Annotated in this window: 8 protein-coding genes and 2 pseudogenes; 2 read left to right on the top strand and 8 right to left on the bottom strand. The window is 39.1% G+C overall.

Features of this window, described 5'->3' with window-relative positions:
* Window positions 1–220: 220 nt before the first annotated feature.
* Genes STRDD12_RS00260 through STRDD12_RS00245 form a run of 4 tightly spaced genes read right to left on the bottom strand, consistent with a single transcriptional unit; the run spans window position 221 to window position 4,309 of the window.
* On the bottom strand, window positions 221–1,123 hold the full coding sequence (locus STRDD12_RS00260) for an ROK family protein (RefSeq protein WP_066913797.1): 903 nt from the start codon (window positions 1,121–1,123) through the stop codon (window positions 221–223).
* A gap of 16 nt (window positions 1,124–1,139) precedes the next feature.
* Complete coding sequence (gene ftsY / locus STRDD12_RS00255; protein WP_066913795.1) at window positions 1,140–2,690, bottom strand: signal recognition particle-docking protein FtsY; 1,551 nt, start codon at window positions 2,688–2,690, stop codon at window positions 1,140–1,142.
* On the bottom strand, window positions 2,691–3,512 hold the full coding sequence (locus STRDD12_RS00250; RefSeq protein ID WP_066913793.1) for a Cof-type HAD-IIB family hydrolase: 822 nt from the start codon (window positions 3,510–3,512) through the stop codon (window positions 2,691–2,693).
* On the bottom strand, window positions 3,509–4,309 hold the full coding sequence (locus STRDD12_RS00245) for a Cof-type HAD-IIB family hydrolase (RefSeq protein WP_066913791.1): 801 nt from the start codon (window positions 4,307–4,309) through the stop codon (window positions 3,509–3,511). The genes STRDD12_RS00250 and STRDD12_RS00245 overlap by 4 nt, the downstream gene beginning before the upstream one ends.
* 423 nt (window positions 4,310–4,732) lie before the next feature.
* Here STRDD12_RS00245 and STRDD12_RS00240 point away from each other — a divergent pair.
* A pseudogene (locus tag STRDD12_RS00240) lies at window positions 4,733–4,825 on the top strand (helix-turn-helix domain-containing protein); the annotation flags it as partial.
* A 34-nt stretch (window positions 4,826–4,859) separates the two neighbouring features.
* Here the strand turns inward: STRDD12_RS00240 and STRDD12_RS00235 are convergent.
* The 3 genes from STRDD12_RS00235 to shp3 all read right to left on the bottom strand — a co-directional run bounded on the left by STRDD12_RS00235 (window position 4,860) and on the right by shp3 (window position 10,154).
* Window positions 4,860–6,068, bottom strand: coding sequence for an MFS transporter (locus STRDD12_RS00235; RefSeq protein WP_066913789.1), 1,209 nt, complete (start codon window positions 6,066–6,068; stop codon window positions 4,860–4,862).
* Complete coding sequence (locus tag STRDD12_RS00230) at window positions 6,061–9,432, bottom strand: non-ribosomal peptide synthetase (RefSeq protein WP_231853432.1); 3,372 nt, start codon at window positions 9,430–9,432, stop codon at window positions 6,061–6,063. Before STRDD12_RS00230 ends, STRDD12_RS00235 begins: the two co-directional genes overlap by 8 nt.
* Before the next feature lie 650 nt (window positions 9,433–10,082).
* Complete coding sequence (gene shp3, locus STRDD12_RS08145) at window positions 10,083–10,154, bottom strand: peptide pheromone SHP3 (protein WP_156471450.1); 72 nt, start codon at window positions 10,152–10,154, stop codon at window positions 10,083–10,085.
* An 80-nt stretch (window positions 10,155–10,234) separates the two neighbouring features.
* On the opposite strand from shp3, the gene STRDD12_RS00225 reads away from it, so the two are divergent.
* Complete coding sequence (locus STRDD12_RS00225) at window positions 10,235–11,086, top strand: helix-turn-helix domain-containing protein (protein ID WP_066913787.1); 852 nt, start codon at window positions 10,235–10,237, stop codon at window positions 11,084–11,086.
* Window positions 11,087–11,710: 624 nt separating this feature from the next.
* On the opposite strand, the pseudogene STRDD12_RS00220 reads toward STRDD12_RS00225, so the two are convergent.
* A pseudogene (locus STRDD12_RS00220) lies at window positions 11,711–12,636 on the bottom strand (glycosyltransferase family 2 protein).
* Between the last annotated feature and the right edge of the window lie 13 nt (window positions 12,637–12,649).

Here is a 12,649-nt window from a genome sequence, read left to right as displayed (position 1 = left end):
GCTTATCGATCGGACAAGCCTAACCAGCCCAACCGATAGCGTCCCTGAGGACGACCTAGCTCTGGCCTTTAGCTTTCAGAGGACTTAGCCAAAATCTGCAGTCTGGCAGGTAGGTGGGACCCCCTCCCCACTTACCTGCTTTGGCGCAGGGAAAAGGCCGGACAAGTCTAACCGTCAAAAAACCTCCTACAGACCGCCTGTAAGAGGTTTTCTTTTTAGGTTAGGTCAACATGCCTTCTTGGACCAGTAAGTTATAGAGAGCCCCGTAGAGGTTGGCATCGTTGCCAAATTTGGCAGGACGAATAGCCAGGTCTTTAGGGATATTGGCCTCTAAAATCGGGTGACTTTGGCCAATGGACGCAAATTGGGCCTTTATCTCTTCTAGGAGAATAGGCTGAGCACTAATTCCCCCACCAATGACATAGGTTGTCACATCTAAAGCGGCTTGTAGGGTCAGGATTTGGTAGGCGATACTGCGGCAATAAGCTTGGAAAATCTCACGCGCCTCGCTTTGACCAGCATGAATCGCCGCAAAGGCTGCTTTGCCATCGTCTAAATCACTATTTCCCACAGCGCTATTGACACGGCGGACAAAAGCCACTGCAGAATTGGACCGTCCCGCGGCAACAGCCTCAGCTGCCGCATAATCTGTGACCATCATGCTCACTTCACCCGCTTGAAAGTGACTGCCCAAACGAAGCTTGCCATCCAGAACCACGCCACCACCGACGCCCGTTCCCAAAATCAAAGCCACCCCATCAGACACGCCTCGGAGATTCCCCAACCAAAGTTCTGCCTGAGCAGCCGCCTTGGCATCATTTTGCACAGCGATGACGGCTACCTTGTCCGCAAAAATTTCCTTGAGACACAGACCATCCAGGTAAGGCAGAGAGCCTCCAAAAGACACCGTTCCTGTCTGAGTATCCACCTTCCCTGGTAGACTAAAAGCCAAACCAGCCAAATCTGAAAACCCTTCGATGATGGTTTGAAGTTGGGCTAAAAACGCTTGTCGATTATCTGGTGTTGGACAAGAAGCTGTTTCTTGCAGAAACTGCCCCTCCTCATCTAAGACTGCGTATTTGATACGTGTGCCACCAATGTCAATGGCCAAATAGTTTCCCATACCTGCTCCTTTACTATCAGATCAGCCCATCTAGGAGGCCACGCATGAATTCTTCTGAGTGGAAGGCTCCAATATCGTCAATCTTTTCACCAAAGCCAATCAACTTGACCGGAATGTCCAACTCCTCACGAATCGCAAGTACAATCCCCCCGCGAGCCGTCCCGTCAATTTTGGTCAAAACAATGCCTGTGACTGGCGTAATCTTTGAAAATTCTTTGGCTTGCACCAGAGCGTTTTGACCAGTTGAGGCATCCAGCGCTAACAAGGTTTCATGAGGGGCCTCAGGAATAACCCGTTTGATGATACGGCCGATTTTTTCCAGTTCAGCCATGAGGTTATCCTTGTTTTGCAGACGACCTGCTGTATCAATGAGCAGAATATCCACGTCTTCAGCCAGGGCACGTTCCATCCCATCAAAAACAACGCTGGCTGGGTCCGATTTTTCTGGCCCTGTCACGATAGGCACAGCCACCCGACGCGCCCATTCTTCTAGCTGAGCGACCGCTCCTGCTCGGAAGGTATCTGCAGCCACCAGCATGACCTTCTTGCCTGCTTGCTTGTATTGGTAAGCGAGTTTACCGATTGAGGTGGTCTTTCCGACACCATTGACACCGACAAAGAGCATGACCGTCACGCTATCTGTCTGCAGGTTCAGCGCTTCATTGAACTGACCATCCTTTTCATAAATATCTACCAGTTTTTCGATAATCAGGCGCCGTAGGGCATCTGGCTTCTTGGCATTTTCCAGCTTTGCTTCATAGCGGAGGTCTTCGACAAGATTGGTCGCAACACTAACCCCCACGTCTGAGAGGATGAGAAGTTCTTCAAGTTCTTCAAAGAAGTCCTCGTCCACCGTCCGAAAATTAGCAAAGAAAGCATTGAGGCGGGCCCCAAATCCCTTACGGGTCTTTTTCAAACTCCGGTCATACTTGTCCTGTTCCGTCTCTTGGCTGCTGTTCTCAGCCAGAGATTGGTCCTCTGACGCTTGAACTTCTGGCGCTGAGTCACTAGCACCCTCTTCGTCCTCCTGTACCGTTTCCTCGCTAACATGCTCTTTTTGGTCTTCTTGGCCAGCAAGCGTTGAGGCGAGGTTAACCTCCACAGCCTCGACTGAACCTGCATCTTGGTCACTGTCTGCTACTAAGGCTTCATCTGCTGGTGAGTCAACCAGCGTCTCTTCAGTAGCCTTTTCTTTAAGAGAAACGTCTTCTTCGTTCAGCTCCTCTACCACGACTTGGTCAAAAGAAGTCTCAAGGACTTGGTCGGTAAGAGGCGAGGACTCATCTGCTTCAGATTCAGAACTTTCTTCTTGTTCGAAGGGCGCTTGCGTGTCACTAGCCATTTCTGCCTGCTCAGGGGTTTCAAGAACTTCCACCTGATTGTCGTCAACCTCAAGGTCTGCAGAAACGGTTTCTTGTTCAAGAGCAACTTGTTCTTCGTCTCGGTCTTGACTTGCTTCCAGAGAGGGAAGGGTGTCGACGACGTCCTGGTTTAACCCATCGACTGCTGGTGTTTCAGTATTTTCCTCTTTTTTCTTACGCCCAAAAAGGCGGTCAAATAATCCCATCTAACGGTCTCCTTTTAATACAAATTTTTGGATAGCCTCTGCTACCCCTGAGTGGTTATTGTCAGCTGTTGTCACCCATTGGGCGATTTCTTTAAGGGCAGGCACCGCATTCGCCATAGCAACGCCACAGCCCGCCCAAGCAACCATGCTCAGGTCATTGGCCTCATCCCCCACAGCCATAACATCGCTCTGGTCAATACCCAGAAAGTCGGACAAGACCTTGAGCCCTGTAGCCTTGTGAACCCCCTTGGGCATGATTTCTAAGATAATGTCTCGAGATTTAAAAACCTCAAATGCTTGGCCAAGGGCTTCTGGCAAACGTGCCATCTGCTGGTCAAGATAAGCAGCCTCCTGTACCGTAACAACCTTATTAAATTGACGGTCTCGAGGCAACTCTGACAGGTCTGTGATGGTGTTAAACGTCAAAAGCGGGTTGGCCCGATGGTAGAGAGACTGGTGCCCAAGAGCCGGTAAACTATAGACCTGATCCCCACTAATCACATCCACCGGAAGACCCAAGGGGACCAAGATATCAGCAATAGCTTTTATTTCTGACAAGGTCAGCCCAGTCTCTGCAATCACCTGTCCGGTGTTGGACTGGATAAGCCCGCCATTTAGAGTAACGCTATAGTCTTCTTCATCGGCCAAACCCAAGTCATTCAAGAGATTGCCAATAGCTGGTAAGGGCCGACCTGTTGTGATAACCACTTTCACCCCTTGGGCCTTGGCTGCTAAAATAGCCTGTCGGTTTTTTACGCTGACTTCTTTAGCCTTATCAAATAGGGTATTATCCAAGTCCAAAGCGACCAAACGAATGCTCATGCCAATACCTCTTTTTCAATAAAATCTAGCACCGAGCCCTCCTTGTGATGCCCAATAATGTAATCACTGACAGCCTTGATTTCATCCCGTGCATTTGTCGGAGCCACGGCTAAGCCTGCTTCTTCTAGCATTTGCAGGTCATTGAGATTATCCCCAAATGCCATCACCTCTTTTGTACTGATACCTAGTTCTTGACAGAGATGACGGAGCCCAAAGCCCTTGTCTACACCACGGGGAATGATATCGAGTGATTCAAAGCCTGTCGTCACAGCTGTAATCGCCGAACACTGCTCATTGAGCCAGGCTTCGCCTTGCGCCACTTGACTGGCTGCAAAGTTCGTCGTTAACTTCAAAATCGCATCGTCTACTTGAGAAAAATCAGACACCACTTGGATATTTTCATAGTAGAGTTGCATAAAGTCCCGATAGGACTGTGGAGCAGACTCTAGCAGATAACTGCCCTGACGCCCAGACAAAAGCACCTCTTTTCCCGTGCTATAAGGGTTGTCCTGTAAAAGGTCAACCAAGCTAAGATAGAGTTCTGGCGCCATGGCCTGCTCATAGAGAAGCTGGTCGCGGTAGCTGGCTACACAACCATTTTCCGCAATGACAGCAATCTGATCGCGAAAAGGCTCAAAGAGCTTATCCACAGCCAAAAGCGCTCGCCCACTAGCCACAGTAAAAATGATATCTCGCTTGGCAAGCTCCGGTAAAAGCCGGCCAAGTCGCTCCCTATCATAGGAACCCCTGTCATCTAAAAAGGTACCATCCATGTCTGTTGCTATCAATTTAATCATACCATCTAACCTTTTCCTTTCAAGGGAGACAAAAACAAGTGAGCTCTGCAAGTCAATGCCTAAAATAACTTCTTCTATTGTAACACAGTTGCTCTAAAAAAAGACGTGTCAATCCGGCACGTCTCTTATCTTTTACACATCAAGCCCCAAAGAATTTTTAAAAGTTGGGGTGATGTCCTTCCCTTCTTTAATATCCAGCCTCCCGACATTGTACTGCAGAGTTATTGACTGCAAGCGATGACGAAGTCGTCTTTCCTTTCTTTTTGTTTTTCTTGAGTCCCAATCAAATATGAAATCCTAGTTCTTGGGATATAGAGGTTGGAAAGTCACTTAACAACTCTAAACTAAGAGCTACAATCACTGCACTATCAGAACAAAACGAGGCTTACTTAAAAGAGTCTGCTCCATCCGAAGAAGACTCAGATGAAGTTTAGCTACAATAAATTATGGAAACTTCTTATTGATAAAGGTTGGACCAAAACCAAGCTTAAGCAAAAAACAGGAATCAGCACTTCCAGGCCGTTTACTTAGTATGACTTAGTTAGAACTATCAAGTCATATCATATCTCTTGAACAACCTTCCAAAGACCAGTGATAATACCGTAATAGACGCACCAATAATAAAAAGATTAAATGTATTACTAGAACTTAATATTACCGAGAAAAAGCCAGTACCAATAGGCATAAAAAGTATTGCTACCGTAAAAATGATTCCAAAGACTCTACCAAGAAACTCATTATCTACATCTCTTTGAACAATGGAGAAAAATTGGATATTAAATATAGATAGAAATAGACTAAACAAAGCTGGAGACAAGGCTAGAACAATGGCATTGTGGAAGATAGAATAAAGCGGAGTAGATAGCATTAACATAATACCCGAACACGCCAAAAGGAGCATTAAACGTTTACTTGATAAAGATCTATTGACAAAAGCACTTAATATCGCTCCAATAAATCCACCTATTGCTTCTGCTGTTAAAAATGTTCCATAAAGCCCAGCTGATATTTCTCCAAACATTTGATTGCTATAAGGTAACAATAAATTATAAGCTGCTAGAAAAAAATTAACTAAGGCAGAGAGTGCGATAATCATAAATATTGGCTTATGGCTGTATACATACTTGAACCCTATTTTTAAGTCGCCAAAGACTCCACCTATTGTCATTTTCTCCTTTGTGACCACTTCTTCATTAATGGGTACAATCAAGAAAATCAGCAAGGCAGCAATGAGAAACGAGAAACCATCTAATAATAATACACCATGTATGCCCAATATACTACATAGGAAAATTGCTACCAGAGGAACTGTTACTTTAATAATTGTACTAGAAGTCTCCAAGTAAGAATTTAATTTTGTTATTTGATCTTTTTTCACAATTTCTTTCGTAAAGGCTTTGTAGGACGGCCCAGAAAAAGCACTCATAAAAGCCAAAATTACATTGGTAATGAGAATAGCATAAACCAACCATTGTTGTTGAGATATGAACGAAAGAACTATACAAGCAATAGCACATAAGATATTAGTTCCAATGATAATTTTTTTCCGCTTGAAGCTATCAGCAATAACCCCACCAAACAAATTAAATAGAACACCTATCACACTTTCTAGTGACTGATATACTGCAACTAATGATAGTGACGTTGGATGTAAACCCGCAAGAAAAGTATTATTCGCAAAGTCAAACATAATGTCTCCAATACGTGATATCATTCTACTCATCACTAGCAGTTTTACATTAGCCTTTACTTTATTCATACTTCTCCTTTTCAAATTGTTTCGAAAAGATTATTTCAAGTTTATTATCAACGATATATGCCGTTATGTTCATTTTATGACCATTTAGTTTTTTTATTTCCTTATTTATTTCAGAAGTAATTTGTTTAGTCTTTTCAAATTCTTTTCTTGACACCACCCCCAAATAGTCGACGGAAATAAAGACAGTATCATCAAAACACTTTACAATTTTCTTTTCATCCAAACCAATATTCGGAAAATTCTTGTAACCAATCGCTTTGGGGTTAAACATATTTTCTTTATAAAAATTTATTAGTTCTTCCAAAGTTTCCTCTATATCATCATTAAGATTAAGATTGTATGTTAAACCTAAATGTAAATCACCTATAGTCGAAGTAAAGTCTAAAGCTTCGTTAAATTTACGTATATTATAAATCAGATTGACCTTAACATTATCCAATTGATACTGTTTCAAAAATTTATCTCTTAAAAATAGAAGAATTTCAACATATACATTTCTAGTTTCAGTACTTAAATAGTTAAGAGTTGTGAAATTTACTCTATCGTTTATACCAACTAAAACTCCTGATACTTTTTCATCATCTTGTAAATCGAATCTCTCAACCTCCCTCAGAAGTCCATCTATTTTATTCCTAGAATGGACTTCTTTGATATAGGAAGAATAATTTTTACTTAGATTATTGATGCCAAGAAGATATCTTTCCAATGCATCTATCGAAGATGAATCGCATATACTATGATCAATTGAATAGTGAAGAACTAACTCATTTTCATCCTCAAAAAGAACAAACTTATACAAGAGACCATTGTTTTCCTTACTGTTCTTTACTAGATTACGTAATTCCTCAGAAATATCCAGCCGTGCATCACTGATTTCAATTCTAGAAATGTTGATTGGTGTATCTAGAACCTCAAAATAGTTCAAGTCATTCGACAAAACCGACTTAAATACCTCAATTTTGGAAAGTTTATGGTATATTTCTTCATAACTTATCTGTTCTTTTCTTAGATAAATTTTTCCCGTTAACTGACTATCAAAATTTAATGCATTATATATTCTAGCATAGAAAAAAGTTGGAAATCTATACTCAACATTTCTTATTATTGGATTATTTTTTAATTCTATTTTAGGTTCAACAATTGAAGTTACCTTTACGCTAGACAGTTTCTGAGATTTTTCTATAAACTTTGTCATTTCTTCTATTGATGAATTTACATAAAGATTTAGACTGCCTAAATCAATATTCAACCGCTCTTCTAGTTCTAATATAATTTCCACAGAGTTTAGAGAATTCAATCCCATATCCAATAAATTTTCATCAGGTTTTATCTGCTGCTGCATAACCGATTCTACTACATTGAGTACTATAGCACGTATATTGTTTTCCTCATGATTTCTGATTTCATTACTTGTAACTTTTTCTAACAGTAATTTCTTATCGATTTTACCATTAGAAGTTAAAGGAAACTCCTCAATGTTGATATATTTAGAAGGTATCTTATAAGAAATCATCTCCTTCTCCAACATCTCTCTGATATTATTTATTTTATCACCTGTATAAAACAGTATCAGCATATTGTTATCAAAAATGACTTCAAGATCTCTTTGGGAATCATTGATTATTTGTGCAATAGAAGTCCTAATTTCTCCTAATTCTAGACGTATACCGTAAAGTTGTATTTGGCTATCTTGCCTCCCTCTATAAACAAGTAACGAATTCGATTCCTCTACTATGTCTCCTGTATGGTAAAAAATACTACCATTAATTTTTGTAAATTTCTTTTCCGTCTGAATGACATCATTATAATAGCCATCCGCTACACCTTGGCCACCTATCAATAATTCATTATCAATAATTAGTGTCTCGACTCCTGGTAAAGGTTTTCCAATAGGTACTATATTTTTTAATCTAAAAGATTCACTTATCTCCCTAACATTGAAATAGGTCGCATAAACTGTTGTTTCAGTTGGGCCATATACATTAAATACATCTACTTTTTTTAACTTTTCTTCAGCTATTTTTAGTAATTCATATTTAAATTCCTCTCCTGCGATTAACAGGTATTTCAACTGATTAATATACTGTAATCCGATTTCATTACTATATTTAAGTAATACCCCTAGTATTGATGGAGACAAGGCAACATGAGTAATAGCAAATTTATTAATTATATTTGGTAATTCTTTATAAAAGTTCTTGTTTTTTACAGAAAATAAATAGACACTTCCTCCATTGTATAAAAAGCCAAAAATTTCTGTTATTGAAACATCGAAAGTCGTTCTTGTAGAAAATAAGTAGCAATCACTAATAGATACCGGCGCAAACGATTGGCAAGCTCTCATAATATAATTTAAATTGCTTGTTGTTACACAAACACCTTTAGGAACTCCTGTCGTGCCAGAGGTATGTATAATATATGCTAACTTATTTTTTTGATAATTCACTATTCTGTGATTAGAACTGAAAATCTTTGGTATGTCCAGATCAGATTCAACTTCACTAATATGTATACTATCAGGAAATTTTTTCCTAATTAACTCAATTTCTTTTACAGGGCTAGTATTATCTACTGGAATGTATACTTTCCCAGATTTCAATATTCCAAATATTATTGGCAGAAGTTCATAAGTATGAGAGTAATTCACAACTACATATTTTGATTCAAAATTTAACAATGAATCAGCCACATTATCTGAAAATCTATCTAGTTCCTCATAAGTAAGGTTCTTCGCTTCTGAGTAAACAGCTATCTTTTGAGGATGTTTGATTACATTAGTCTTTAACAACCTAATAAATTCACTTTCCGAATGATATTGATAGAATCTATGATATAAATCTTTAATAATTTTTGGAGAATACCCCCAATATTGCTTGTAATCCCAATTAACTTTAAAGATTTTAATAAAATCTGAAAACGTTTTTCCTCCAAAATTTCGAAACCTCTCTAAAACTTCTTTCCAAGCTCTATTACTGTATTCCTCATAATTTTCATCATCATCAAATAATTTTACTTTGGTCGTAAATATGTTAATAATTAGCCTATTAACGACATCTCTATAATCGTTTTCTAAGTCAAAGTCTTCAGATTGATTACTGTAACTTTCAAGAGCAGACTCGATCTTACTCTCACTCAAGAATAATTTATCCTTATATCTTATTTCCTCATCAATAACAAGTTTATTATCAATGAGAAATTGTCGATATCTATCATAAAACTCTTCATCAACAACTTTGTTAGTAATAATGCAAACATCAACATCTTTTGTATTGGAATGATTTTCGATACAGCTTCCGTAAAATATTTTTGTACCCGAAATTTTTTCTTTATTCAGATAATTCATTACTAGATCGATTTTGTTCATTAGATACCTCCTTCCCAATCTTTTCTATATATTTTACAGCATCTTCTAACTCGACTTCGGTAAGATTGATATTTCCACTGTTGTATCGAAGAACAAATCTATTGACACCATTTACATTAATTTCAAAACCATGAAAATAGTATTTACCATCTTCTAATAGAGTAGAGTCTAGTTTCTAGCCTCTCTCACACCACCGTATCTGTCTCCTTCTCTGACCGGCTTAGGGAAAACAAAATTGTGTTGACAGATTTTTTAGCCCTTCGCTCCACTACTCATCACAAAAGTTTCTTAACTACTATGACTTTCACTGATATCTCAGGTTCCTTGTTACTACATTTCTCCTGAAGTTAATAATGCCTCACGAGATAAATCACACATTTACTGATTGACGTACGTGATTTACACATATAAATTACGGCTACATATTTACACTTTCATGAGTTGTACGATACTTCGCCAATACAGTTCTCCCGAGAAAGATACTCGTAGAGGTGTCATAGGTCATAAAATCACTAAGGAGGGGATACGACGAAATTACTGATTTCTGTCCCACTCTCTTATCTGTACTGATGAGTACTAAAATTTTTAATTACACAACACAATATTTGCATTCTGCGAACTAGTCTACCAATCTACAACACTTATTTATACTATCTACCGACGATGATAATAATATCCATCACCAAAATAAAAATCGGTAAAAATTTTGAAATTTTCTTCATGCTCGGACTTCCTTTCAGTTTTTATTTATTGTACAATAAACAAAAACTGAAAGCATTTTTGTTGGGAAAATGGGAAAAATATGAAATCAAAACTTGGAATCACTCTTAGAAAAGTCCGTAAAGGAAAACAAATTAGCCTGTGTTCTCTAGCTGACGAACACCTTTCAAAATCACAAATCTCTCGTTTTGAGCGTGGAGAATCAGAGATATCGTGTATTCGGCTCATCAATATTTTAGATAAATTACACATTACTTTAGATGAGTTTCTTATTTTATATGATGAAAATTGCACCAAAACCAAATCATTTGGCGACCTAGTACAATACATCCGTAAGCAATATTCTTCACAAAATTTCAATAATATTGCATGCCTACTTTCCGATAGTTCTAATTACACTCTCAATTCGTTTGAAAAAACAATGGTAAAATCCATTTTACACACAATAGATTCGAGCATCATCCCATCTGATGAAGAGCTTCTTCAACTGACAGACTATCTTTTCAAAGTGGAAAACTGGGGATACTATGAAATTACTTTATTAGGTAACTGTGTACGCACAATTAACTACAACTCCTACTTCTTATTAACTAAAGAAATGTTAAACAACAGCATTTACTCATCTCTCAATAAAACTAATAAGCGGGTTGTCTCTCAGCTTGCTATCAATTGTTTAATCCTTAGTATAGATAAGGGGGAATTTTCAAATTGCTCTTATTTAATTGGTGAGATAAAAGCACTATTAGATAGTGAATTAAACTTTTATGAGCAGACAGTTTTTCTCTATGCAACGGGTTACTTTGAATTTAAGCGCCAATCAGGTACTGGAATTGAAAAGATGAGACAGGCCATACAGGTGCTTGATATTTTAGGAGAAGACAAGTTAAAATCACATTACACTGAACATTTTGATACATTAGTTAACAGGGAATAAGTGAAATCGTTCTCTACCTTTTAACGATATACCAATCAAGAGTATGCCCGCAGAATCTAAGTAATTCTAACAACCCTTCGCTTCTAGTTAAAGACAGTAAAAAAGCCTTGGAAACAGCTTATTCCAAGGCTTTATTTCTATTCTATTGTATCAATTACCTTATTCCGATTTCTGTTGCTATCAATTTAATCATACCATCTAACCTTTTCCTTTCAAGGGAGACAAAAACAAGTGAGCCGTGCAAGTCAATGCCTAAACTAATTATCTCTTTCTGTGATAAGAGGAATGACAGGACATTCTATGAATGCAACTGACATCAGGCGGTGAACTCACTCTCATCCGAGAAGCAATCTTTCAGTTCCTTCATCGAGTATGGTCTATCAAATGGTGACTAGAAAATTCTCCTGTTTGATTCAGCGAATGGGTCATCTCAGACGCTTCTAACATCTCATCAACCTAGGGCCTATTTGAGAGCTTCAAAATCAAACTTGTTACTGCTTCGTCATCAAAAAAGAAAGAATCTCTTGATTCTTTCTAGAACTTCGCTCTACATTGACAAGAGTTCACATATGATTTGTGTCTTCGACCTGAAAAAAGCTTGTGACCTCTTTCACTCTCAAATCCCTAGCCACGTTCTTTGACGATGTAGACGGGACGTTTTTTGGTTTCCAGGAAAATCTTAGCAATGTAATTCCCGATGATGCCGAGCGCCAACAGCTGAATGCCACCGATAAAGAGAATGATGGACACTAGACTTGGCCAACCGGCTACACTACCACCAACCGTGATTTTTCGAATAATGATAAATAAAATGCTCACTAGAGAAATCACAAAGGCAAGAGCACCTGACCATGTCGCTAATTTTAAAGGGACTTCGGAAAAATTGATAAATCCGTCAATGGAGTAGCGAAGTAAACTCCAGAAAGACCAAGAAGTCTCTCCTGCCACTCGCTCTTGGTTCTCATAGGCAACATAGGTCACCTTAAAACCTACCCAAGAAAAAAGACCCTTGGAGAAGCGATTGACCTCATGCATTTGCAAGATGGCCTGGACGACCTGACGCGTCATCAGGCGAAAATCACGCGCTCCGTCCACCATTTCCGTATCTGACACTTTATTAATGAGCCAATAAAAGGTCTTGGCAAAGAAGGAACGAATAGCTGGCTCCCCCTTGCGGTCACTACGACGGGTTCCTACCACATCATAGCCCTCTTGGATTTTGGCGTACATCTCCTTGAGCAACTCTGGTGGGTCCTGCAAGTCTGCATCCATAACAGTAACCAAGTCTCCATCTGCCGCCTCAAGACCAGCCAAGAGTCCTGCCTCCTTACCAAAATTTCGTGAAAACGATAGGTAATGCACATTTGGATAAGCCTGAGAGACTTCGCGCAGTACCTGCAAGGTCCCATCCTTGGACCCATCATTCACAAAATAATAGCTAAATTGCAGGTCATTTGCCAACTCTTTTTCAACTAGCTGACAAGCCGCTAAAAAGGGTAAATGGTCTCTTCTTCGTTATAACAAGGTACAACGACTGACAAAGTTTGCATAGACGACTCCTTT

This window comes from Streptococcus sp. DD12, from assembly GCF_001578885.1.
Lineage (GTDB): Bacteria > Bacillota > Bacilli > Lactobacillales > Streptococcaceae > Streptococcus.
The sequence above is the reverse complement of the archived record's forward strand: the minus strand, read 5'-3'. Positions and strand labels throughout refer to the sequence as shown.

Excerpts from the sequence above, each read along its gene's own strand:
- STRDD12_RS00245 (WP_066913791.1), bottom strand. The coding sequence starts at position 4,309 with ATGATTAAATTGATAGCAACAGACATGGATGGTACCTTTTTAGATGAC.
- STRDD12_RS00225 (WP_066913787.1), top strand. The coding sequence starts at position 10,235 with ATGAAATCAAAACTTGGAATCACTCTTAGAAAAGTCCGTAAAGGAAAA.
- STRDD12_RS00235 (WP_066913789.1), bottom strand. The coding sequence starts at position 6,068 with ATGAATAAAGTAAAGGCTAATGTAAAACTGCTAGTGATGAGTAGAATG.
- STRDD12_RS00260 (WP_066913797.1), bottom strand. The coding sequence starts at position 1,123 with ATGGGAAACTATTTGGCCATTGACATTGGTGGCACACGTATCAAATAC.
- STRDD12_RS00230 (WP_231853432.1), bottom strand. The coding sequence starts at position 9,432 with ATGAACAAAATCGATCTAGTAATGAATTATCTGAATAAAGAAAAAATT.
- ftsY (WP_066913795.1), bottom strand. The coding sequence starts at position 2,690 with ATGGGATTATTTGACCGCCTTTTTGGGCGTAAGAAAAAAGAGGAAAAT.
- STRDD12_RS00250 (WP_066913793.1), bottom strand. The coding sequence starts at position 3,512 with ATGAGCATTCGTTTGGTCGCTTTGGACTTGGATAATACCCTATTTGAT.